Origin of the sequence: Mesorhizobium sp. CA15 (assembly GCF_020165215.1) — a bacterium.
Classification (GTDB): Bacteria; Pseudomonadota; Alphaproteobacteria; order Rhizobiales; family Rhizobiaceae; genus Mesorhizobium.
Map to the genome: position 1 here is coordinate 1 of NZ_JAIUHQ010000028.1, position 23,977 is coordinate 23,977.

Sequence of the window (23,977 nt, forward strand, 5' to 3'; positions counted from 1 at the left end):
ACGCGGAGACGGAGAGGGGAGCGCCCTACGAAGGCCCCCTCTCCGTCCGCTTCGCGGACACCTCTCCCCCGCCTTCGGCGGGGGAGAGGAACCTAACCTTGGTTACCTGCGGAACAGCGCACAAGAACTGCGGAAACCAAACCATTTCGTGGCGGAAAGCGGACCTATCATTCCCTCGCAGGCAACGGCGCTCAGCGGACGCATCCGCCCCCGCATGGCGGCCCGGAGCGCCCAACAACAGAGGGAACGACGATGAAATTCATGCTGACCGACAGAAAACTGCACCCGCGTGCCAAGCCGATCGCCGACGATTTCAAGAAGGGCGCGATCAGCCGGCGCGAATATCTGGCCTTGATGGCCGGCTTCGGCGTCAGCACCGCAGGGGCCTTCGCCCTGGGCGGGATCGCTGCCTCGCCTGCCCGCGCCGCCGAGCCGAAAAAGGGCGGCGTGCTGCGCGTCGCGATGAACGTCAAGGGCTTTAAGGATCCGCGCACCTTCGACGGCGTCGAGATGTCAAATGTCGCGCGTCAGTGCAACGAATATCTGGTGCGCTGGAAAACCGACTTCTCCTTCGAGCCCTGGCTGCTGGAAAGCTGGGAGACCAGCGACGACGCCAAGACGATCACCCTCAATGTGCGCAAGGGCATCACCTGGTCGAACGGCGACATTTTCAACGCCGAGGACGTGATCCACAACCTCAACCGCTGGTGCGATGCCTCGGTCGCCGGCAATTCGGTCGCCGCGCGCATGGGCGCGCTGGTCAATGCCGACACCAAGAAGCTGGTCGATGGAGGCATCCAGAAGGTCGACGACTACACCGTGAAGATCAACCTGCCCAAGCCCGACATCTCGCTGATCGCCGGCATGGCCGACTATCCGGCGCTGATCATGCACCGCTCCTATGAGGGCGACGCCGATCCGAAGAAGGCTTTGGCCATCACCACCGGCCCTTGCGAGCTGGTGAGTTGGGACGCCGAAACGGGTGCGGAGGTGAAGCGCAAGGACAAGCCGTGGTGGAAGGGCGAGTTCTATCTCGACGGCATAAAATGGGTCGACTACGGCTCCGATCCCAACGCCACGCTGTCCGCCTTCGAGTCTGGAGAGATCGACACCGACCACGAGACCACGGCGGATGCCGTGTCGCAGACCGATCAGATGGGCCTGCAGAATTCCGAGATCGCCACCGGCTCGACCATCGTCGCGCGCTTCAATGTCTCCAACGCGCCCTATGACGACCTCAAGGTGCGCCGCGCCGCCCAGCTTGCCGTCGACAATGCGGCCGTCCTGAAGCTCGGGCTCGACGGCCGCGGCAAGCCCGCCGACAACCACCATGTCGGCCCGATGCATCCGGAATTCGCCGATATCGGCCCGGCCAAACGCGATGTCGAACAGGCCAAGAAGCTTATTTCGGAATCCGGCAAGGCCGACCACGAATATGAGCTGATCTCGGTCGACGTCGAATGGCAAAAGAGCACCGCCGACGCGATTGCCGCGCAAATCCGCGAGGCCGGCCTGAAGATCAAGCGCACCGTGCTGCCGGCCGCGACCTTCTGGAACGACTGGGCCAAGTTCCCCTATTCCTGCACCGAATGGCTCGGCCGCCCGCTTGGCGTGCAGGTGCTGGCTTTGGCCTACAAATCGGGCGGCGCCTGGAACGAAAGCGCCTATTCGAACAAGGAGTTCGACGAGCTTCTCGACAAGGCGCTTGCAACGCCGGATGCCGCCCAGCGCAAGGAGATCATGGCCAAGATCGAGACCAACCTGCGCGACTCCGGCATCATCGTCCAGCCCTACTGGCGCTCGGTCTACCGCACCTATCGCAAGGGCGTGCAGGGCTGCGAACAGCACCAGGCGCTCGAGCAGCATTTCGAGACGGTGTGGCTGGAGTCCTGATCCTCCCAGGAGCGAGCGGCCGGCGCGACCTTCCCGTCGCGTCGGCCGTCTGCCATTTGCCAGCGATTGCCTTCAGCTCAGATTGCGTCGGCGGCGCCGATTGCTAGGAAAAGACGGCCAACAGTTTGTCGACGCCACCGCCCTCCTTCGCCCGCCGCAAGGCTGTGTATGTGGTCGTCGCGACGGCAGGGCGAAAAAGCACACGGCGACCGCCAGCGAGAGAACTGGATTCCGTCCGATGAACGAGAGCGCATTGCCGACTACCCCGCCCAGCCGGAATTTACCGGCTGCACCTGGGCTTTCTAAAGCCATCGGGTGATCTCTGCTGCCTAGGAGAATATCTCCGCCAGTTCGTCGATGCTTGCGCCTTCTTTCGCCTGGCGCAGCTCGACATAGCTCACCGCGGTTGCGATCGAGAGCACCATCGAGACCACCGTCTGCACCAGCGCGGCGCCGATCCCGGCGATGATGCCTCCGAACAGCACCAGAACGAGCAGCATCCCCCACTGGATGATCATCGCGATGATGACGAGAATGAGGAACAGACCGAAAAGTCCCCAGCGGCTGCCCTTGGTGAGGACCCGGCTGCGCGACATCGAGCCGAACACGCCCCGCCGCTCCTGGATCAGGACCGGCACCGACATCGACCAGCCGAGCCAGAGGATGATGCCCGGCACGATCAACAGCATCAGGCCGATACCCGCACCGAGACCGACGAGCAGGCCGATGCCAAGCGTCGGCAGCAGAAAGCGGATCGCAATCTGGATGCAGTCGCCAAAGGACGGACGCTTGCCATTGAGGTCCTCGATGGTCGCCCGCACCAGCGCCGACTGCAGCAGCAGCGCGCACACGAACGAAATCAATCCGGCGATGATGGTGATGTAGGAATTGCCAAACATGGCGCCTGGGTCGGCCATGGTGCCGGGGTCGCGCTGCATCATGGCGTCGATCTGCGGCTGGGTCCACAGCCTGATGAGCAATGCCGGCAGACCCGAAAACAAAGCCGCCAACCCAACGCAAAGTCCGAGGTTTCGGCCAATCACTCCGAAGGTGTTGCTGAATACCCTGCCGATCTCGAATCGGCCGGGTCGTCCCAATGTTGCAGTCGTCATGATAATTTTCCCCCGAGTCACCGCTGCGTTCATCGGCGACTTCAAAGTAAATTTGCCAAGATTGAAAGGCTACGTCCAGTGCGCTTGCAATTGTCATGGCGTATTGCCAGTGTCGGCCCCAAACCGCAGGTTGCAGGGGGAACGAGCGGGTGACAGCCGCAGGGACGGAAGAGGCCGGACGGCTGGCGCAGCTGCACAAGCAACTGCTCAGGCACGATTCGATCCAGTTCGCCTTGCCGACCTATGCGCGGCCCGAGCCGCCGGAGTGGCTGAAGCCGCTTCTGGACGGCTTGGCGAAGCTCGGTCCCTATATGATCTATCTCTTCTGGGGCGCGGTCATCATCGGCGTCGCGATCATTGCTTTTCTGCTTTTCCTCGAGGCGAAAGGCATTGCCTGGCGCCTGCCATGGCGGCGGAAACGCGGAGAGACCGAAGCGAAGGAAGAGTGGCGCCCTGACGTGGGGGCTGCCCAGGTCCTGCTCTCCGAGGCCGATGCGCTCGCCGCGCGCGGCGAGTATGACGAGGCGGTGCATCTTCTGTTGCGCCGCAGCGTCTCCGACATCGCCACCCGGCTGCCCGATTTCCTGCGCCCATCGCTCACCGCACGCGACATCGCCGCCGCCGGCTCCATCCCCACCCGGCCCCGCGCCGCCTTCAGCGAGATCGCCCGCATCGTCGAGACCGCCTTGTTTGCCCGCCGACCCGTCGGGGTCGAAGGCTGGCAGCAGGCGCGCGGCGCCTATGAGCGGTTCGCCTTCCGGGATGCTTGGGCATGACCGCGCAGATGACAGGCGCAGTGCAAGAACCGTTCAGCCGCAAGACCCTGTTCTGGGGCATTTTCGCCAGCCTGCTGGCGGCGGCCGGATTTTTCCTTCTGTCCACCTATGCGCCGGATTTCCGCCAGCCCCAGGGCGGTGCCACGCCGTTCTCGAAGGGCGGCACCGGCTATGCCGGGCTTGTCGAATGGCTGAAGCTCACCAACGGACAGGCGCCGCCGATGGAGCGCGGCGAGAAGGACCTCGCGTCCCCCCTGGCGTCGACCTTCCTGCTCGTCGTCACCATCGCGCCGGGCAGCGACCCGGCCGCGCTCGATCGCCTTATCAAGCTGCGCTCTGGCAAAGACACGCTGTTCGTGCTGCCCAAATGGCAGACCTTTCCCTTGTTCAGCCATGAAGGCTGGGAGGAAAAGGTCGAGCGGCTGCCCAACAACGTCGTCAACGACTGGCTCGGCCGCATCGCCAAGACCAAGCTCGGCGAGGCCAAGAACACGCTCTCGCAGATCAACATCGCCGGCCGCATGGTGGCCGCGCCGGAGGAACTGCAATGGGTGGCGGACGACCATCCGCTGATCGCGGCGGGCGACGGCAGGGCTATCCTGACCGAGTTCGACAACGAACCCTTCTACATCCTCACCGATCCCGATTTCCTCAACAATGCCGCGCTGAAGGACGAGCAGAAGGCGGTCGCCGCGCTCGACATCATCGCCATGCTGGAGCCCGCCAAGGGCGCCGTCATGTTCGACCTGACGCTGCACGGCATCGGCGGCAACCACGATCTCGCCAAGCTGCTGATCGAACCGCCTTTCCTGGCGCTGACGCTGTCGGTGCTTGTGGCGGCCGCGCTCGCCTTCCTGCACGGGCTCGGCCGCTTCGGTCCGCCGCGCGCCGAAGGGCGCGCCATCGCCTTCGGCAAGCGGGCGCTGGTCGACACCACGGCGATGCTTTTGAAGCGCGCCGGACGGCTGCAGGAGCTTGGCGACCGTTACGCAACGCTGATGCGCCAGCGCGCGGCCGTCCTGCTCGGCGCGCCGCACGGGCTGCAGGGCGAGGCGCTCGACCGCTGGCTCGATTCCCGCGACAAGGAAGAACAGCACGGCTTCACCGCCCGCTTCAGGGCAGTACACGATTCCAACAATCTGGCCGCAATGCACGAAGCAGCCGAAAAGCTGCATGACTGGACGGCAAGGAGGCTCATTGAACGTCGATGAAGTGAAGACCCTGGCGAACGCGATCAGGGAAGAAGTGGCAAAAGCGATCACCGGCCAGCGCGACACGGTCGACCTGATGCTGACGGCGCTGTTTGCCGGCGGGCATATCCTGCTCGAAGGCCCGCCCGGCACCGCCAAGACGATGACGGCGCGCTGCTTCGCGCAGGCGCTTGGCGTCGCCTATGGCCGCATCCAGTTCACGCCCGACTTGATGCCCGGCGATATCGTCGGCGCCAACATCTATAACTTCCAGACCGGGCAGTTCACGCTGACGCGCGGCCCGATCTTCTGCGACCTTTTGCTCGCCGACGAAATCAACCGCACGCCGCCGAAGACTCAAGCCGCGCTGCTCGAGGCCATGCAGGAGCATGCCGTCACCTTCGACGGCACCACGCATTCGCTCGGCCGGAATTTCATGGTGGTGGCGACGCAGAACCCCATCGAGCACCAGGGCGTCTATCCGCTGCCCGAAGCGCAGCTCGACCGCTTCCTGTTCAAGCATCGGGTGAGCTATCCGGATCTCACCGAAGAGCGCGCCATCATCGTCCATCACGGCGGCGGCTCGGCCTCGCACGATATCGAGCAATACGGCATCAAGGCGCGGACCGACCGCGAGACGCTGGAAGCGGCGCTGGCCACGGTCGGCGACGTCACGCTGGTCGACGACGTCGTCGGCTATATCGCGGCACTTGTGCGCGGCACGCGCGAAAGCCCTGACCTGGAAGTGGGAGCGAGTCCACGCGCGGGCGCCATGCTGGCGAGAGCCGCGCGCGCCCGGGCGACGCTCGACGGCCGCAACTATGTCATCCCCGACGACGTCAAGGCGCTGGCAGTACCGGCGCTGCGTCACCGTGTCGTTCTCTCGCCGGCCGCGCAGATCGACGGGCGGCTGGTCGAGCAGATCGTCTCAGACCTCGTCGACAATACGGAAGCGCCGCGTTGATCTATCCGAGCGGCCGAGCGGTCTGGGCAGCTGCGGCGGGGGCGATCCCCGCCTTCCTGATCGCGCTTGCATTGCCGCATGTCTGGTATCTCGGCCTGTTGTGGATCTGCCTGCTGCTTGCCTTCCTGGCGGTGGACGCAGCCGCAGGCAGGGGTCGCGCCTCGCTCAACGCCGCACTGACGGCGCCGCCGCAGGTGGGTATCGGCGGGCGCTTCACCTTGCACATCGCGGCCGGTGCCGGCGCAAGGCTGCGCCGCCTGCAGGCGCGTGTCGGGCACGACCAGCGGGTCCAGCCATTAGCCGGCACCGGCGGCGCGCTGCCGGCCAATGGCGGCACGCTCGATCTCGAATTCGAGGCCATCCGCCGCGGCATCGCCGGCTTCGACCGTCTCTGGCTGCGCTGGCAGGGTCCATTCGGGCTGATCTGGAATCAGGTCGTGTTGCCGGTCGACCGCAAGGTCGCGGTGCTGCCCAATGTCAACAGCGCGCGCGACGAGGCGATCACGCTCTTGCAGCGTTCCGCCCTTGCCGACGGCCATACGCAGAAGCGTGCCGGCCAGGGCCGCGAGTTCGAAGCGCTGAAGGATTACCAGCCCGGCATGGGGCGGCGCATGATCGACTGGAAGCGCAGCGCCCGGCACGGCAAGCTTCTGGCGCGCGAGTTCCGGATCGAGGAGAACAACAACATCGTTCTGGCCATCGATAGCGGCCGGCTGATGTGCGAGCCGGTCGACGGGGTACCGAAGGTCGACCGCGCGGTGACGGCGGCGCTTCTGTCGGCCTTCATCGCGCTCAAGGGCGGCGACCTCGTCAGCCTGTTTTCCTTCGATGCTAGGCCGCGCGTATCGAGCGGCGCGGTGCGCGGCTCGCCGAGCTTCACCATGATCCAGAAGCGCGCCGCCGAGATCGACTATTCGACGGAGGAGACCAACTTCACCCTGGCGCTCACCACGCTTTCGGCGAAGCTCGACCGGCGCTCGCTGGTCATCGTCTTCACCGATTTCGTCGATCCGATCAGCGCCGAATTGATGCTGCGCACCGTCGGCCGGCTGACCGAGCGGCATCTGGTGCTGTTCATGCTGATGAAGGATGTGGAACTCGAAACGCTGGCCGACATGGCGCCGGCGGCGCCCGAGGATGTCGCCCGTTCCGTCACCGCCGGCGATCTGTTGCGGCAGCGGCAGGTGGTGATCGGCAGGCTCAGGCTGCTCGGCGCGCATGTCATCGAGGCCGACCACCAGCGGCTCGGCCCGGCGCTGGTCGAGCGCTATATCCAGCTCAAGGAGGAGAACCTTTTATGACGCTGTCGGCCGGCACCGATTCCGTGCGCCAGTCGCTGGCAAGCTTCCGCCAGGAGCGCGAGGCCGACTGGATAGCCTTCGAGGCGCTGCTTGCGCGCGTCGAGAAGCGCGCGCCGCGCGCGCTATCGGAAGACGAATTACTGTCGTTGCCGCTCCTCTACCGTTCGGCGCTGTCGTCGCTCTCGGTGGCGCGCGCGACCTCGCTCGACAGCGCGCTGATCGCCTATCTCGAGGCACTCTGCCTGCGCGGCTATTTCTATCTCTATGGCGCGCGGCGGAGCTTGAGAACGCGCATCGGCGACTTCTTCCTGCACGACTGGCCGGCGGCGATCCGCGACCTTTGGCGCGAAGTATGGACATCGGTCGGGCTCACCGTCATCGGTGCCATTGCCGGCTATTGGCTGGTCGCTTCGGACAAGCGCTGGTACGACGCCATCATCGCGCCGAGCCTGGCGGGCGGGCGCAACCCGGATTCGTCGGCCGAGACGCTGCGCAGCGTGCTTTACGGCGGCGGCGATCATTTCCTGTCGGGCTTTGCCGCCTATCTCTTCACGCACAACACGCAGGTCTCGATCCTGGCGTTCGCGCTGGGCTTCGCCTTCGCCGTGCCGAGCGTGCTGATCATCCTGATGAATGGCTGCATGCTCGGCGCCATTTTCCAGATCTATGCCGCCAAGGGCCTGGGCTTCGAGCTCGGCGGCTGGCTTTCGATCCACGGCACGACGGAGCTGTTCGCCATCGCCATTGCGGGCGCGGCCGGCATGCGCATCGGCACCAGCATCGCCTTTCCCGGCGAACTCACCCGCATGGCCGCCGCCGCCCAAGCCGGGCGCGTGGCGGCGACCGCCATGATCGGCGTCACGGTGATGCTGCTTTTCGCCGGACTGTTGGAAGGCATCGGCCGGCAGACGATCACCAGCGACCTCGCCCGCTATTCGATCGGCGGCGGCATGCTGGCGCTCTGGATCTCATATTTCTACCTGTTGCGGATGGTGCGGCATGGCGACCGCTAGGACAGCCAAGGTAAAGAACCCTGCCGCGCTGACACGTCCGCTGGTGACGCCGGAAGGCGTGGACCTGCGGGTCAAGCTGGCGGATGCCGGCACCCGCGCTTCCGGGTTCCTGCTCGACGTGGTGATCATCGTCATCACGGGCGTGGTCGTCTCGCTGGTGATGATCTTCGGCCTTGCCGGGCTTGGTATCCAGGATGCGCAGCCGCTGTTCATCGTCTGGATCATCTTCATCTTCTTCCTCCGCAACGTCTATTTCATCGCCTTCGAGGCGGGCCGGCGGGCAGCCACGCCGGGCAAGCGCATGGTTGGCGTGAGGGTCGCGTCGCGCAGCGGCGCCGGCCTCACCATCGACCAAGTCATCGCGCGCAATCTGATGCGCGAGATCGAAGTTTTTCTGCCGCTGTCGATCCTCGCCGCGCGCGCCAGCGCCGATGTCGCCGACACGCTGACGACCATCTTCGGTCTTGTCTGGGCGTTGCTGTTCTCGCTGTTTCCGCTGTTCAACCGCGACCGGCTGAGGATCGGCGACCTGCTCGCCGGCACCTGGGTGGTCGAGGCGCCGAAAATGGCGTTGGTCGAAGACCTTTCGCAGCGCAAGGATCCGGTCGCGGCCCGCTTTCAGTTCAGCCCCGCGCAGCTCGACGCCTATGGCATCGCCGAGTTGCAGAAGCTGGAGGAAGTGCTGCGCCGCGACGATTATTCGGCGCTGAAGGCGGTGGCGGAAACCATTGCCCGCAAGATCGGCGCCAGGGTGGAGCCGGTCGATTCAAAAGCCTTTCTCACCGCCTATTACGGCGAGCTGCGGGCGCATCTGGAGCGCAAGCTGCTGCTGGGGAACCGCAAGGCGGATAAGTACGCGCGGTAGCGGAGCGTCCCTCGCCTACCCCACCCATTTCTCGTAATCCGACACCAGCAGGTGCAGCGGGGCGACGTCCTCGTCGATGTTGGAGAAGCGGCCGATCGGATCGCGGAAGACATTGTCGGTGAGGTCGTCATTGACCGTCGAGACCTCGCCGATCAGCACATCCTTGCCCTCGGCCCAGAAGGCGTGCCAGACGCCGGGCAGCAGCGTCACGCTCTGGCCCGGATCGAGCTTCAGCAGCCCGCCTGCCGGCAGTCTGGTCATGGTGCCGTCGACCGGCACCGAGACTTCGGCCTTGGGGTCAATGCCGCCGTCGCGGTCGTGCATGAATAATTCCAGCACCAGCTTGCCGCCGCCTCGGTTGATGATGTCCTCGGCCTTGATGTTGTGGCGGTGCATGGGCGAGAGCTGGTCCTTGCGCGAGATCATGATCTTCTCGGCATAAAGCATGCCCATGCCGAGCTTCATGTCCTCGTAACGACCGTTGCGCACTGTGAACAGGAACAGGCCGAGCTCGTCGAACTTCTCCTGGCCGTAGTCGGTGATGTCCCAGCCGAGACGGGAGGTGAAGATGGCCGGGGAGTCGCCCTTATGCGCCTTCATCTCTTCCGGCGACCAATAGGCGAAGGGTGGCATGATATAGCCGAAGGAGCGGATGAAGGCGTCGGCTTCGCGGATGATGTCGTTGATCTTGGAGCGCTTCATGGGTTCTCTTCCTTCCGGCCGCCGCCTGCTGAAATCCGTCCTTCCGAATAGCCCAATGCCGGTCCTCTGTCGACGCAAACCGGCGGATCTGGCTCCGTGACATGGGCTTCGTTCGGGGCCATAACCCAACTGATTTGTTTTAACGCAATGTCTTTGTCCCACAGCGGATCGCCGCGCGGAAGACATGCTCGGACGGGTGATCTCATGGCAAGCATAGCCGATCTCGACACACCGGCGATCCTCATCGATGCTGCCCGCGCCGAGGCGAACATCAAGAAAGCGCAGGCCCATGCGGATGCTCACGGGCTGAAGCTCCGCCCGCATATCAAGACGCACAAGCTGCCTTACTGGGCGAAGAAGCAGGTGGCGGCGGGCGCCGTCGGCATCACCTGCCAGAAGATCGGCGAGGCCGAGGTGATGGCCGATGCCGGGCTTGAGGATATTTTCCTGCCCTACAACATCCTTGGCCGCGCCAAGCTGGGGCGGCTGAAGGCGTTGCATGGCCGCGTCGCGCTTTCGGTGACGGCGGACAGCCACGAGACGCTGGAAGGGCTTGCCGCCACTTTCACCGATGCCGGCCATCCGTTGTCCGTTCTGGTCGAGTGCGACACCGGCATGGGCCGCTGCGGCGTGCAGAGCGCCGACGAAGCGCTGGCGCTGGCGAAGATCATCGACCAAGCCAAGGGTCTCGCCTTCGGCGGGCTGATGACCTATCCGGCGGCGGGGCGCGCCGCCGAAGCGGAGGCATGGCTGAAGGCAGCGCGCGGCGCGCTTGCCACGGCCGGGCTCGAATGCGAACGCATCTCCAGCGGCGGCACGCCGGACATGTGGCGCTCCGGCGAGGACAGCGTCGTCACCGAATACCGGCCCGGCACCTACATCTATCTCGACCGCTACCAGGTCGCCAAAGGCGTCGGCACGCTGGACGACTGCGCGTTGACCGTGCTGGCAACCGTAGTCAGCCATCCCACGGCGACGCGCGCCATCCTCGACAGCGGCAGCAAGGCGCTGTCGTCCGATACGCTCGGCCTGCTGGAGTTCGGCGAGCTGCTCGGTGTGCCGGGCGCCCGCGTCACGGTCTTGAGCGAAGAGCACGGCACCGTCACGCTTTCGGACGGCGCCAAGCTGCGCATCGGCGAACGCGTGCGCGTCGTTCCCGATCATTGCTGCGTGGTGACGAATTTGTTCGACCAGGTGCATCTGATCGACGGCGACAAGGTGCTGGAAACGCTGCCGGTAGCGGCAAGGGGACGGATGGGGTGAAACGCGCCCTTCCCTTCCCCCCCTTGGGGAGAAGGTGGATCGGCGCGTTAGCGCCGAGACGGATGAGGGGTGCTCCAGCGGAGTGAGACGCTGGCTTTCCCTGGAACACCCCTCATCCGTCGCCTTCGGCGACACCGCCCGGCCCTTCGCAGGCTCAGGGCGTTCGAAGCTCGAAAAGCCAAGCAATTGGCTTTTCGTCCGCAAATGCGGACCGCTTCTCACCCCACAGGGGGAGAAGGGGGAGCCCGCTCCGCCTGCCGCGCGGCAACTCTGCGCATCGCGGTCACGCGGCGGCGGAATATCTCCGTGCGCATCGCCATCAGGTGCAGCGCGAAGAACAGCACGGTGAAGCCGAGCGCCATCACGGCCAACGGCCACAGCATCGAGGGATCGATGGTCGGGCCGCCGAGCCGGAACACGGAGGCCGGTTGGTGCAGCGTGTTCCACCAGTCGACCGAGAATTTGATGATTGGGATGTTGATGAAGCCGACCAGCGTGATGATGGCGGCGGCCCAGGCCGCGCGGCCGGCATCATCCAGCGCGCGGGTCAGCGCTATGATGCCGAGATACATCAGGAAAAGCACGAAGACCGAGGTCAGCCGCGCGTCCCATACCCACCAGGTGCCCCACATCGGCTTGCCCCAGATGGAGCCGGTGATCAGCGCCAGCGCGGTGAAGGTGGCGCCGATCGGGGCCGCCGCTTTCAGGGCCACATCGGCCAGCGGATGGCGCCAGACCAGCGTGCCCAGCGCCGAGATCGCCATGATCGTGTAGCACATCATGGCGAGCCAGGCGAAAGGCACGTGAATATACATGATGCGCACGGTGATGCCCTGCTGGAAATCCTCCGGCGCGGTGAAGCTCATGTAGAGGCCGACGGCGAGCAGGATCGCCGCGACCGCCGCCAGCCATGGAACGACTTTGTCCGCCAAGCCGACGAAGCGCGTCGGATTGGCGAGATCGGCCCAGGCGCTCAAGCGTGAGGTGGTGTCGCTCATGCCGACCTAAATAGACCGGAGATTGGCCTGGGGCAATCGGGGGAGTGTCGCGCTTTCCCTTCTCCCCTTGTGGGAGAAGGTGTCGCCGAAGGCGACGGATGAGGGGTGTTCCAGGAAAAGCCAGCGTCTCACTCCGCTGGAACACCCCTCATCCGTCTCGGCGCTATCGGGCCGATCCACCTTCTCCCACAAGGGGAGAAGGGAGAAGCGTTCTGCCTTACGCCGCTTCCGTCACCGGACGGCTGAGGCGGCGGACTTCCTCGTCGTTGAGCAGGCCGCCGGCGCGCAGCAGGGCGGCGAAGCGGCCGTTGCGCAGCGACAGCTCGGTGAAGCCGCCCATCTCGACCACCCTGCCCTTGTCCATGAAGACGACGAGGTCGGCGTCGCGGACCGTGGTCAGGCGGTGGGCGATGATGAAGGTCGTGCGGTTGCGGCGCAGCTCGTCGATGGCCTCCTTGACGCGATCCTCGGTTTCGACGTCGAGCGCGCTGGTCGCCTCGTCGAGCACCAGGATCGGCGCATCCTTGAGCACGGCGCGGGCGATGGCGATACGCTGGCGCTCGCCGCCCGAGAGCTGGCCGCCGCGCTCGCCGACGACGGTGTCGTAGCCGCCGCTCTTGGCCAGGATGAAGTCCTGGGCGGCGGCGGCATTGGCGGCGGCGTGAACCTCGTCATTGCTGGCATCGGCGCGGCCGACACGGATGTTGTCCTCGATCGAGCGGTTGAGCAGGCCGGCGTCCTGGAAGACGGTAGCGATCGAATGGCGCAGCGACTTGCGGGTCACCGTGCGGGTGTCGATGCCGTCGATCAGGATGCGGCCGCTGGCGGGCGTGAAGACGCGCTGCAAGAGGTTGATGAGCGTCGTCTTGCCGGCGCCGGTCGGGCCGACGATGGCGACCGTCTGGCCGGCCTGGACCTCGAAGGAGACGTCCTCGATGCCGTGGCCCGAATTGGCGAACTCGAAGCTGACATCCTCGAAGCGGACGTGGCCGGTGACGTTGGTCAACTCGCGCAATCCGTCGGGCTCGGCGGTCTCGGCAGCCGAATCCTCGAGGCGATAGAACTCCTCGAGCTTGGCACGAGCCTCGGAAATCTGGGTGGTGAAGGCCGACATCTGGTCGAGTCGGGCGATCAGCATTCCGGCAAAGCCGGTGAAGGCAACGACATCGCCGACGCGGAGCTGGCCACGGGTGACGAGATAAGCGCCGATCGAGAGCACGATCATCATCGAGATGGTCGACGACAGACGGTTCAGCGCATTGGCGATCGCCCACCAGTCGAGCACCGGGTTCTGGGCGTCGAGCAGATCCTTCACATAGCGCTTCAGCGTCGCAGTCTCGTGGCCGATGCGATTGTAGCTCTGCAGCACGGCAACGTTGCTGACGCTGTCGGTCACGTGGGCAAACACGGTGTGGTAGTGGCGTTCGACGGCAGTCTGCCCCGACTTGGTGCGGCGCATGACGAGGCGGCCGATACCGACATAGAGCACGCCCAGGCCAAGCAGCACGACGGACATGCGGATGTCCATGGACAGCGCGGTCGGAACCAGCAGCACCAGCGCGATGGCCGTCGAGAGATGCACGCGCATGAATTCGAGCCACAGGCTGAACAGGGTCTCGACCGCGCGCAGCAGCGTGTGCAGCGAATTGGATGTGCCGCGCTGATGGTGCCAGGCAAGCGGCATGGTGATGACGCGCTCAAAGGACTGGCACAGCACTTCGGAGCGGCGGGCATGGGCGAAGCGGTCGGCGCCGCGCGCCACCAGCACGAAGGCGACGACGTTGAAGGCACCAAGAGCGGCCCAGACGGCGAGCGTCGAAAACACCGCGCCTTTTTCGGAGATGGCACCGATCACCCGGCCCAGCAGGATGGGCTCAAGGATCGCGATCGCCGCGAGCGCGACGTTGGCGCCGCAAATCAGCGCAACGCGCTTCTTGTCGGACGCCAGATAACCCAGCGCTCTAAAGTAGATCTGCAGAAGTGACACTTCAGCTACTCCGCCAAACTCTTGTCTGTGCTCAATGCCCGAATTGTGCACCGCACCATTTTCTGACACGTATCGGTTAACGTGTCGCGAAACAATGCGTCGTCTATCGCTTCCGTTCCCATTTAGCGAACAAAAGATGACGACGGTACGAAATCTGACGTGATCACCTAACGGTTTGAGATAAAAGGTGAAATGTCAGGCTTGCGGCAAAATAATGGCACCTGCCTGGCGCTGCCACATTTTTAATCACAAGCTGCTTGCTTAGGCTGCTCTAAAGGAAGGCGCGCGATCGGGCGCGAGAGGCCGCGCCAAGTAAAAAGGGCGTCGGCCGCGCACCCCGAAAGATGCGCGGCCAACGAACCAAACCTTTGATTTTACGCAGGTATCCTGACGACGACCTCGGTCTTGTCGCCGGCTTTCGGCTCGAAAGAGGCCGATTTTTTCTTCGAACCATCGACTTCTAGCGAGATCGACTTGGTCTTTTTGTCGCGGATAACACGAAGCTTGATCTCGCCGTCGAACATCTTGAGCGTCGCGGCGTAGCCGTCCCAGTGCCCGGGCAGCTTCGGCCTAAACGTGATCTCCTTGCCGCGCCGCTCGATACCGAGAATGCCCTCCACCGCGGCGCGGTAAAGCCAGCCGGCCGAGCCCGTGTACCAGGTCCAGCCGCCGCGGCCGCCCTTGCCTTCGCCGGCATAAATGTCGGCGGCCACGACATAGGGTTCCACGCGATAGTGCTCGGCCGCCGCCTCGTCCGAAGCGTGGTTGACCGGGTTCAGCATCGAGAAGCAGCGATAAGCCTCGTCGGTGCGGCCCATTTCGGCCAGCGCGATCACGAACCAGGTCGCGGCATGGGTGTATTGGCCGCCATTCTCGCGCACCCCCGGCGGATAGCTCTTGATATAGCCGGGATCCTTCTCGCTTTTCGAGAAGGGCGGCGTGAACAGCTTGACGATCTTGAGCTCGTCATCGACCAGCATCTTGGTCGCCTGTTCCATGGCCGTCGTCGAACGGGCAGGATCGCCCTCGCCCGACAGCACGCTCCAGGACTGGGCGATCGAATCGATCCTGCACTCGTCCGAATTGTGCGAGCCGAGCGGCGTACCGTCGTCGAAGCTGCCGCGCCGGTACCACTGGCCGTCCCAGGCGGTGCTTTCCAGGGCCCGTTTCAGCGCGTCCGCGTGCTTGGTCCAGGCCTGCGCCCGCTTGGTGTCGCCCTGCCCTTTGGCGACAGGCGCGAAGTCGGTGAGCGTCTTCAGCAGGAACCAGCCCAGCCACACGCTCTCGCCCTTGCCGCCCTCGCCGACACGGTTCATGCCGTCGTTCCAGTCGCCGCCAAGGATGAGCGGCAGGCCGGCGGGGCTGCTGCGCTTGATCGCGAGATCGAGCGCCCGCGCGCAATGTTCATAGAGCGGCGCGGTGTTCTTGGTGATCTCAGGCGTGAAGAACGCGTCGTGCTCGCCCTCGCCGAGCTGCTGCCCGTCGATGAAGGGCAACTGCTCCTTGAGGATACCGGCGTCGCCCGTCACCTCGATGTAGCGGGCCGTCGCATGCGCCAGCCAGACTACGTCGTCCGAGATCATCGTGCGCACCCCGGCATCGGTGCGCGGCAGCCACCAATGCTGCACGTCGCCTTCCGGGAATTGCCGGCGCGCCGCATTAAGGATCTGGTCGCGCGCCAGCTTCGAGTCATGCGCCAGAAGCGAGAGCGTGTCCTGCAACTGGTCGCGGAAGCCGAACGCGCCGCTCGCCTGGTAGAAGGCCGAGCGCGCGCGGATGCGGCAGGCCAGGCTCTGGTAAGGCAGCCAATGGTTGACCATGGCGTTCATCGCTTCGTCGGGCGTCTCGACCTGAATGGTGTCGAGGAAGCCGCGCCAGACGCGCTCGTTATCGGCCAGGCGCTGATCGAAATCCTTGCTGCGATGGGTCTGCACCAGTGCGCTCGCCTCGGCGGGCGTGGCAGCATCGCCAAGCAGCCAGGACAGTGTCACGTCGCCGCCGGCGGGAATGTCGATGTCGCTGGCGACGACAGCGCAGGGATCGTCGCCCGCCTCGATGCGGCCGGAAAGCGCTAGCCCGCCAAGCACGGCCTGCGGATATTCGGTCGTGCCGTGCCTGCCGATGAACTCGCTGCGGTCGGCGGTTACCGAATGGACAGGATGGCTGGCTGCCAGGAAGGCGACACGCTCGCCGAAGTCGAGGCCATAGGGATTCTGCGCCAGCATAGCGCCGGTGGCAGCGTCGCGCGACGGCACGATGGTCGCCGCCGTGCGCGAGCGATGGCCGCCCAGCACCCATTCGGCATAGGCGTAAATGCGCAGCCGCGCCGGCGCCGGGCCGGCATTCTGGATGCGCAACCGGGTGATCTTCACAGGATCGGTGGGATCGACCACCTGCGTCAGGTCCATCGACAGCGAACCGCGCTTGGAGCGGAAGGTCGAGAAGCCCTGGCCGTGCCAGGTCTCATAGGTCATCGATGGATCGCGAACCGTCGCGGCCATCGGCGAGAAGGCCTTGCCGCTCAATTGGTCGAAAATATAGAAGCCTTCGCCCGGCCGGTTCGACACCGGGTCGTTCGACCACGGCGTCAGCTGGTAGTCGCGGCTGTTGCGGCTCCAGGTGAAGCCGGCGCCTTCGGCCGAGACATGGAAGCCGAACGAGGCGTTGGATATCACGTTGATCCAAGGCTGCGGCGTCGAACGCCGCCCGGTCAGCCGGGTGACATAGTGGCGGCCGTCGCCGTCGAAGCCGCCAAAGCCGTTCCAGAGGCTGAGACCGCTGCCGTCGGCGGCGATGTCGGCTCCGCTTCGGCTTGCCGGCACCGGCACGGGGAGCGGCGGAACGGGCTCGCGCGGCGTGCCGCCCTCGGCCTGCATCAAGGCGTCGCGGGCCTGGAGCGCCGCCGTCTCGGCACGTTCGAGCTGATCGAAGATCGTGCCGTTGCGGGTGTGCAGCACGACGCGCGCCACCGATAGCAACGTCTTATAGGTCGGCTCGTCCATCAGGTCGCGGCGCACCGCGAAGATATGCTGGCGGGGCCCGAGCTCACGGCCGCGCAGGCGGCTGTTCTCGCACAGCGTCTCCACCGCGCGCTGCAGGTCCTGCACATAGGACGAGGCCTGCTCGTTGACGACGACGAAGTCGATCATCATGCCCCGCGCCCGCATATATTCCTGGAAGCGGAGCGCCTGGGCGACGATCTCGAGATCGGCGACGTCGCCGATGCGCACGAGGAAGATCGGGAAATCGCCGGAGATGCTGGTCGGCCACAGGCTCGACTGGCGGCCGAGGCCCGACGCTATGGATTCCGCCGGCAGGCGCAGGAACGGATCGGGATAGATCAAATAGCGCGCCAGCTTCTGCACATTGGCGGCGTCGGTGAGGCTGAGCCCCAGATGGCGCGTCTGCACCTGGCTGCGCGTCCAGGCAAGCATGGCCTGGCGAGCGAAGCTCTCCTGGTGGTCGAGACGGGCGATCGCCTCGTCGAGCTCGCCGCGATTGGCGCCGACGGCGGTCCAGAAGGTCAGCGATATCTTCTTGTTGGCCGGAACGCGCACCTGGCGGCGCAGCGCCGCTACCGGGTCGAGCGTGAAGCCCTGGCTGCCCGAAAGCCTGACGCCGGGGTCGAAGGCGACGGCATCGGCGATGGTGCGGCCACGGCCGATGAAGGCGCGCCGGTCGGTCTCGGCCTCGGCATCGCGCGACGGGCCGGACGGGTCGGTGACGAAATGCACCATGGTGAGATCGGGATCGTTGTTGTCGCGCTTGCGCCTTGTGGCGAAGATCGCGCTGTTGTTCGGCGCGATCTCGGTCTCAACGAACATCTTGGAGAACGCCGGATGCGCGTTGTCCGACGTCTCGTTGCCGAGCACCAGCTCGGCGAAGGAGGTCACTTCGATGTGCCGGTCGGTGGCGCCGTCATTGTAGAGCGTGATGCGGCGGCCTTCGCCATTGCCTTCTGAAATGACGATGCATTCGACTTCCGAACGCAGCGAACCCACCGTCTTGGTGAAGCTCGCCTTGTCGTCGCCAAACAGCGTCTGGACGCGCTCGCCCTCGGCGCGCTTCGGCTCCGCGGTGGCGGACCACCAGTCGCCGGTCGCCGCGTCGCGCAGGAAGATATAGGAGCCGAGGCGATCCTCGCTCGGATCCGGCTGCCAGCGGGTGACGGCAAGCTCGCCGAAGCGGCTGTAGCCGGACCCGGTGGCGGTGACCATGACTGAATAGCGGCCGTTGGACATGACGTTGGTCGCCCGCAGCGCCTTGATCGGGTCGAGCACGACACGGCTATCCGGGCTCTCGGCCTCGGTCTCGTCCTTGGAGCGCTCGTCGGCTTCCGTCCTGACGGTCGCCGTCGGAATGTCGCGCGGCGCCTTCTCCTGCAGCAGAAGCTCGGCCGATTCGATCACCGGGTCGCTGTGGAAACGCTCGCGCAGCCGGCCCTCGAAAATAGCGTCGGCTACCGCCGCGATCGTCATGCCGGAATGGTGCGCCATGTAGTTCTGCACCACAGCGTGGTCGGTGCCTTCGGGCACGCGTTGCGGCGTGAAATCGACCGCGTCGTAGAAGCCGTGACGGCCAAGCGCGCCGATCGAACGCAGCCGCTGCAGGTTCTGCACCGCCTCGCGCGGATTGAACTGTGCGGCCAGGATCGTCGCATAGGGCGCGATCACGGTGTTCTGGCCAAGGCCGCGCTTCAGGCCGAGCCCGGGCACGCCGAAATTGGTGTACTGATAGGTGAGCTCGCGGTCGCGGGCGTTGTAGGCCGCTTCCGAAATGCCCCAGGGCACGTTCTTGGAACGCGCATACTGGATCTGGCGCTTGATGATGAGCTTGCTGGTCTGGTTGAGGATCGAGCCCTGCGGCTCCTTCATCACCAGCGGCGGCATCAGATACTCGAACATCGAGCCCGACCAGGACATCAGCGCGCCTTGGAAGCCGATCTCGACGATTGGCCGTCCCAGACGGAACCAGTGCTCGGTCGGCAGGTCGCCCTTGGCGATGGCGAACAGGCTGGTGAGCCGTGCTTCGGAAGCAAGCAGGTCATAGCAGCTCTCGTCGAGCTGGCGCTCCTCGACGCGGTAACCGATCGAGAGCAGCTTGCGCTCCTGCCGCATCAGGAAGGAGAAATCCATTTCGAAGGCGTAGCGGCGACAGCGCTCGCGCAAGGCGAGCAGCTTGGCGCGCAGAGCGGCGACCGCGCTATCGTCATTGTGCGAGTCGTGCACATGCGCCTCGCAGGTCGCTTCCAGCCTGGCCGCCCAATCGGCGATGACATCGCTCTTCGGCGATGCCGCCTCGGTGTGGATGGCGGTGGCGAGCTTGCGGATCTCGCCGGCCAGCACCGCAAGATTGATGGTGCGGATCGACGCCATCTCAGGCTGCGCCTTGATGGTCGCCACCGCGCGGCGCATGCCGTCGAGACGGTCGGCAAGGCGCTGGCGCAGCGGCCGCAGTTGCCGGCGGTCGTCCGGCAGCTCGTCCAGGCTCTCGTCGAGGATGGTGACGGTGTCGATGATGCCTTCGAAATCGCCTTGCAGATGCACGGAAGGCGCCTCGGCCCATTCGGCGCAGGACGCCGCCACCGCGACGAGATGTCCAGCGAGATTGCCGCTGTCGACCGCTGAGATGTAGAGCGGATAGAGCGGCTTCAGCGTCGTGGTGTCATACCAGTTATAGAGATGGCCGCGATCGCGCGGCATGTTCTCGATGGTCGTCATCGTGGCGTCGATGCGGGTGATGGCATCCGACAGGCTGATCCAGCCGAAATCGCGCGCCGACACCACCGAGAGCAGATAGACGCCGATATTGGTCGGCGAGGTGCGCGGCGCCACAACCGGCGCCGGGCTTTCCTGGAAATTATCCGGCGGCAGGTGATGCTGCTCGGCTGTCACGAAGGTCTCGAAATAGTGCCAGGTGCGGCGCGCGAAGGTGCGCAGCGCGTGGATGTCGGCGGTCGAGATACGCAGCCTGTCCTCGGTCTCGGCCGAGCGGCTGATCCAGCAGGCGACGGCGGGCGAAGCGATCCAGAAGATGGCGAAGAAGAAGGCGACGAAGGCACCGGTGGAATCGGCCAGCACCGGAATCGCCAGGCCGACGACGCCGATGATCACCGCGCCGTACATCATGCCGTAATAGGCGCCGAGATCGTTGCCGCCCTTGGCGGCTTGCGAGGCGGTACGCCATTCCAAAAGATTTTGCCGGCTGACGAAGAGCCGATAGATGGTGCGGATGATGGCATCCCCCATCATCCAGGCGAGATGCGCCATCAAAAGCACCTTTAACGCCACGAGCGCGGTGCCGAACACGGTATCGCGGGCCAAAGCGGAGAAATGGCCGCGCGGCGTCTGATCGCCGCTCTTCGGCAGGATGCCGTTCACGATGTCGAAGGTCGGCGCCATGAACAGGCTGAGGATCATAAGAGCCTGCCACTGCGCGGCCTGGGTGAAGGGCAGCAGCGTCCAGCCGGCGACGCAGGCCATGACCCAGAAGATCGGGGTGACCGAGCGGCGCAGATTGTCGACCATCTTCCAGCGCGACAGCGCAGGCACACCGGAACGCGGATCGAAGATGTAGCCGAGCAGCTGCCAGTCGCCGCGCGCCCAGCGGTGGTGGCGCGAGGCGTCGACCGAGTAGCGGGTCGGATAGTCTTCGACCAGCTCGACGTCGGTGACCAGCGCGGCGCGTGCCAGCGCGCCTTCGAGCAGATCGTGGCTGAGGATGGTGTTTTCGTCGATGCGGTTCTTCAGGGCCGCTTCGAAGGCGTCGACATGGTAGAGACCCTTGCCGGTGAAGGAGCCGTCGCCGAAGACGTCCTGGTAGAGGTCGGAGACGGCGAAGACATAGGGGTCGAGGCCGCGATTGGCAGAGAAGACGCGCTGGAAGAAGGAGGCATCGTCGCCGCTGGTGAGCGAAGCGGTGATGCGCGGCTGCAGGATAGTGTAGCCGGCGGTGACGATGCGCTTGACTGGATCGAAATGCGGGCGGTTCAGCGGATGGGCGAGCTTGCCGACAAGGTCCGAAACCGCGTCGCGCGTGGTGCGCGTGTCGGCGTCGAGCGTCATCACATAGACGACGTTTTCCGGCAGCGGCACGTCGAGCGGCAGGAAGGTGGTATCGCTGTCGCCGCGCAAAAGAAGGTTCAGCTCATGCAGCTTGCCGCGCTTGCGCTCCCAGCCCATCCAGCAGCCCTGCGCCTGGTTGTAGAGCCGGCGGCGATGCAAGAGGTAGAAGCGCGGCGAACCTTCGGACGGATAGCGGGCATTGAGCCTGGCGATCTCGTCGCGGGCATATTGCAGGATCTCGATGTCGGCGACGTCGATCTCGGTCTTGGAATCCGGCCAGTCGGACAACAGCGCGAAACGGATCTCGTCCGCCGTGTTGGCGAGGTGATGCACCTCGATGTTGCGGATGTTTTCCTCGACGTCGTCGCGCGAGCCGATCAGCGAAGGCACCACGACCAAGGTGCGCGATTCGGCCGGGATGCCGTGCTTGTTGTAATCGTAGCCGACAAGCCTTGTCGGTTTCAGGAACAGCGCCACCACGGTGTTGAAGAAGGCCAGCGCGCCTTCGCTGGCCGGAACGGCGAACAGCGCCAGCATCAGCGTGATCGATTCCACCGACAGGCCGAGATTGGCGAGCGCTTTGCCCGACAGCACCAGCAGCAGCGCCGTCAAAAGGAAAACCGGCACGACGATGCCAAGCCAGCCGGAGCTGGCAAAACCTCGCTTGAAGGTCACGTAGAAAGGCGGCCGGTAGCCGATCGCCCTTTCCAGCTCCTGCCGGCGCGGGCCGACCAGGAAGAAGCCGACATCGGTGTGCACGGCGGGGTCCGCTGTTTCCGGCACGCCGGACGCATCGGTGAGGCCGGGCGTGTGGCCGGCAAGCTCGATCGCCTTTTCCGCGACACGGTACTCGGAGAGATGCGAGCGGCGCGCCAGCTGTTCGATCGCGGTGCGGTACTGGTCGCGCGAGAAGAAATCGAGGTTGGCGAAATCGGTCTTGTCGCGCAGCAGCGTGTCGATGCGGCTGACGCCCTCGAACCAGACCGTCCAGTCGACGTCATTGATGAGGCGCAGACCGCGAATGATGTTGCCGGTGGTGACATTGCCCGAGGACAGCGTCTGATGCTCGGAGATGATGATCTCCTCGGCGTCGGAGCCGGTCTTTTCGAGCTCGCCTTCCAGCCATTCCAGCGCGCGGCCGGCGTTCTGCGATCCGTCGCGCAGGCGGTAGAGCAGCTGGGTGGCGAAGGTGGTGTCCTGCGCATGCGCGCTGTAGTTGGACAGAATCCTGGTGCGGTCGGCATTGTCGTCGGTCGCCAGAACCCGGTCGGCGACCTCGTTGGCGGTCTGGCGCATCTGCCTGGTGCGCTCGACGCGCACGGCGATGCGGCGCAGGTTCTCGATCAGCACGAAGCGCAGCAGCGACGGAAGCGCCCAGAGCTCGCCGATCTTCATCGGCTCGACCGACTGGAAGCCTTCGACGATAGCCTTGAACATGCTGGCCGACACGGAGCTGTCGGAATGCTCGACATAGCTCCAGGCGACGACGAAGGCGCGTGGCAGCACCGTGCCGTCGCCGAGCGTGAGCGTCGGCAACTGCCGGTAGAAGCGGCGCGGCAGGTCGCGCTTGACCTGGAAGATGGTCTCCTCGACCAGGTAATTGTTGTCCAGCAGCCATTGTGCGGCCGGCGTGATGGTCTCGCCCTTGGCCTGCGCCGCATTGGTCGAGCGGTAGACTTCGAGAATCTTCTTGGCGCTGTCGCGGATGCGGGCCTGAAACTCGAACGGAGCGAGGCCGAACAATTCCTTGACCTCGCCCTTGGCGAGCGCGACGCCCAAGGCACGCAGCCGGTCCTCAGGCAGAAAATTGGAGCGTATCGGCGCGTCCGTCGCCGTCGGGAAGCCGGCGCTTGTCAGTTCGATCTTGTTGGGATTGGTCTGAATGTTCATTGAAAATTCCGTAAGCGGGGGCGCAATGCGGCGTCACCGCCACGGCAATGGCCCTAAAACCGGTTCAATTGCAATTGGTTGCATCACTGATCGGCCGAAAGTTTGTTTTGCGCACCACAACCGGGGCGTGCCCTTTCGACAGCTCGTGGGCGAACGCCCCTCGCTCTCCGCCCCCGGTTGGATCAGGGCAAGGATTCGGGCTTTTTCGTGATACATGCAAGGGGCCGAGCGATAATTCGCCCGAGCCGCGATCATGTTTGGCAACAGCCGTTAATGGTTGGCGGCGAGGCGGTGGAGCCCGATCACGAAAAGCAGGCCCTGCCCCTTGGGCTGAAGCCGCATTTCCGGGCTGTCGCGGTCGAGGATCAGCGTGTCGAGCGATCCGAGGCTCGGCGCATCGTCCGTGAAGAGCGCGGCGCCGGCGCCGACGGCAAGAACGAGGGTGGTGTCGGCGCGCGGCGCGATCCGAATCTCGGCGGTGAAAGACCGGCGCTCGACCTCATGGGCCATGCGGCCACGGCGGGTCATGATGTTGAGATCGGTTATCGGTCCGCCGATCAGCGCCGCGCCAGTCGGCACGTCGCCCGGAAAGGCGAGCGGCGCCGAGGCCATGGTCAACCGCGCCGGCGCCTGGCCGGCAATGTCGAGAATGATCCCTTCGCCTTCCAGCACCGACAGTGTTCGATCTATGCCTGCGAAGCTTGAGAACGGCCCGCTCGTCTCGACCCGGGCCATCGAGATGCGCCAGTCGAAATCGTCGAGCCCGGCGCCGTCGGGCGAAACGGCGATTTCGGTCGTCGTGCCGCCGCCATTCTTCCACGGCATGACGCGGTAATCGGCGGCACGAAAGATGCGCATTCGGCTCAGACCCGGACCATTTCAAGTCGATTCGACCTGAAATCATCCGGCTCTGTCTTTTTGGTGAGGAGCATGATGTTGCCCGAAAACCGCTTCACACT

The 23,977-nt window shown here is 65.0% G+C and carries 14 protein-coding genes; 8 read left to right on the plus strand and 6 right to left on the minus strand.

From position 1 onward, the window contains the following. The first annotated feature begins 252 nt into the window (after positions 1-252). Positions 253-1,893, plus strand: a complete 1,641-nt coding sequence (locus LB515_RS26875; protein ID WP_224709505.1) for an ABC transporter substrate-binding protein — start codon at positions 253-255, stop codon at positions 1,891-1,893. 329 nt (positions 1,894-2,222) lie between these two features. Here the strand turns inward: LB515_RS26875 and LB515_RS26880 are convergent, their stop codons facing one another. Next, entirely contained in the window at positions 2,223-3,005 is a 783-nt protein-coding gene (locus LB515_RS26880; RefSeq protein WP_224709506.1) for a hypothetical protein, read from the minus strand. 149 nt (positions 3,006-3,154) lie between these two features. Here LB515_RS26880 and LB515_RS26885 point away from each other — a divergent pair, with 149 nt between their 5' ends. From LB515_RS26885 to LB515_RS26910, 6 genes are read left to right on the plus strand one after another with little or no spacing between them, the layout of a single operon-like run. Next, positions 3,155-3,781, plus strand: a complete 627-nt coding sequence (locus LB515_RS26885) for a DUF4129 domain-containing protein (protein WP_224709507.1) — start codon at positions 3,155-3,157, stop codon at positions 3,779-3,781. Further along, a complete protein-coding gene (locus LB515_RS26890) occupies positions 3,778-4,992 on the plus strand; it encodes a DUF4350 domain-containing protein (RefSeq protein ID WP_224709508.1) in 1,215 nt (404 codons plus the stop codon). The genes LB515_RS26885 and LB515_RS26890 overlap by 4 nt, the downstream gene beginning before the upstream one ends. Continuing rightward, positions 4,979-5,935, plus strand: a complete 957-nt coding sequence (locus tag LB515_RS26895; RefSeq protein ID WP_095767774.1) for an AAA family ATPase — start codon at positions 4,979-4,981, stop codon at positions 5,933-5,935. Before LB515_RS26890 ends, LB515_RS26895 begins: the two co-directional genes overlap by 14 nt. Next, entirely contained in the window at positions 5,932-7,236 is a 1,305-nt protein-coding gene (locus tag LB515_RS26900) for a DUF58 domain-containing protein (RefSeq protein WP_224709509.1), read from the plus strand. Before LB515_RS26895 ends, LB515_RS26900 begins: the two co-directional genes overlap by 4 nt. Further along, positions 7,233-8,249 (plus strand): stage II sporulation protein M, encoded by a 1,017-nt coding sequence (locus tag LB515_RS26905; protein WP_224709510.1) that lies wholly within the window; start codon positions 7,233-7,235, stop codon positions 8,247-8,249. The genes LB515_RS26900 and LB515_RS26905 overlap by 4 nt, the downstream gene beginning before the upstream one ends. Then, complete coding sequence (locus tag LB515_RS26910; RefSeq protein WP_224709511.1) at positions 8,236-9,114, plus strand: RDD family protein; 879 nt, start codon at positions 8,236-8,238, stop codon at positions 9,112-9,114. Before LB515_RS26905 ends, LB515_RS26910 begins: the two co-directional genes overlap by 14 nt. 15 nt (positions 9,115-9,129) lie before the next feature. Here LB515_RS26910 and LB515_RS26915 read toward each other — a convergent pair whose 3' ends face one another. Next, positions 9,130-9,816 (minus strand): D-lyxose/D-mannose family sugar isomerase, encoded by a 687-nt coding sequence (locus LB515_RS26915; RefSeq protein WP_095767778.1) that lies wholly within the window; start codon positions 9,814-9,816, stop codon positions 9,130-9,132. Between the two features lie 204 nt (positions 9,817-10,020). Here LB515_RS26915 and LB515_RS26920 point away from each other — a divergent pair, with 204 nt between their 5' ends. Continuing rightward, entirely contained in the window at positions 10,021-11,079 is a 1,059-nt protein-coding gene (locus LB515_RS26920) for a D-TA family PLP-dependent enzyme (RefSeq protein WP_224709512.1), read from the plus strand. 218 nt (positions 11,080-11,297) lie between these two features. Here the strand turns inward: LB515_RS26920 and LB515_RS26925 are convergent, their stop codons facing one another. The 4 genes from LB515_RS26925 to LB515_RS26940 all read right to left on the minus strand — a co-directional run bounded on the left by LB515_RS26925 (position 11,298) and on the right by LB515_RS26940 (position 23,876). Then, positions 11,298-12,077: a heme ABC transporter permease gene (locus tag LB515_RS26925; RefSeq protein ID WP_140841026.1), complete on the minus strand. Its 780-nt coding sequence runs from the start codon at positions 12,075-12,077 to the stop codon at positions 11,298-11,300. Positions 12,078-12,294: 217 nt separating this feature from the next. After that, entirely contained in the window at positions 12,295-14,064 is a 1,770-nt protein-coding gene (locus tag LB515_RS26930; protein ID WP_095767781.1) for a glucan ABC transporter ATP-binding protein/ permease, read from the minus strand. A gap of 374 nt (positions 14,065-14,438) precedes the next feature. Next, positions 14,439-23,018, minus strand: a complete 8,580-nt coding sequence (locus LB515_RS26935; protein ID WP_224709513.1) for a GH36-type glycosyl hydrolase domain-containing protein — start codon at positions 23,016-23,018, stop codon at positions 14,439-14,441. A gap of 270 nt (positions 23,019-23,288) precedes the next feature. Next, positions 23,289-23,876: a HutD family protein gene (locus LB515_RS26940; protein WP_224709514.1), complete on the minus strand. Its 588-nt coding sequence runs from the start codon at positions 23,874-23,876 to the stop codon at positions 23,289-23,291. Between the last annotated feature and the right edge of the window lie 101 nt (positions 23,877-23,977).

What these genes read in the sequence shown, in the direction of transcription:
- LB515_RS26875 (WP_224709505.1), top strand. Translation starts at nt 253, where the DNA reads ATGAAATTCATGCTGACCGACAGAAAACTGCACCCGCGTGCCAAGCCG.
- LB515_RS26880 (WP_224709506.1), bottom strand. Translation starts at nt 3,005, where the DNA reads ATGACGACTGCAACATTGGGACGACCCGGCCGATTCGAGATCGGCAGG.
- LB515_RS26890 (WP_224709508.1), top strand. Translation starts at nt 3,778, where the DNA reads ATGACCGCGCAGATGACAGGCGCAGTGCAAGAACCGTTCAGCCGCAAG.
- LB515_RS26905 (WP_224709510.1), top strand. Translation starts at nt 7,233, where the DNA reads ATGACGCTGTCGGCCGGCACCGATTCCGTGCGCCAGTCGCTGGCAAGC.
- LB515_RS26910 (WP_224709511.1), top strand. Translation starts at nt 8,236, where the DNA reads ATGGCGACCGCTAGGACAGCCAAGGTAAAGAACCCTGCCGCGCTGACA.
- LB515_RS26915 (WP_095767778.1), bottom strand. Translation starts at nt 9,816, where the DNA reads ATGAAGCGCTCCAAGATCAACGACATCATCCGCGAAGCCGACGCCTTC.
- LB515_RS26920 (WP_224709512.1), top strand. Translation starts at nt 10,021, where the DNA reads ATGGCAAGCATAGCCGATCTCGACACACCGGCGATCCTCATCGATGCT.
- LB515_RS26925 (WP_140841026.1), bottom strand. Translation starts at nt 12,077, where the DNA reads ATGAGCGACACCACCTCACGCTTGAGCGCCTGGGCCGATCTCGCCAAT.
- LB515_RS26935 (WP_224709513.1), bottom strand. Translation starts at nt 23,018, where the DNA reads ATGAACATTCAGACCAATCCCAACAAGATCGAACTGACAAGCGCCGGC.
- LB515_RS26940 (WP_224709514.1), bottom strand. Translation starts at nt 23,876, where the DNA reads ATGCGCATCTTTCGTGCCGCCGATTACCGCGTCATGCCGTGGAAGAAT.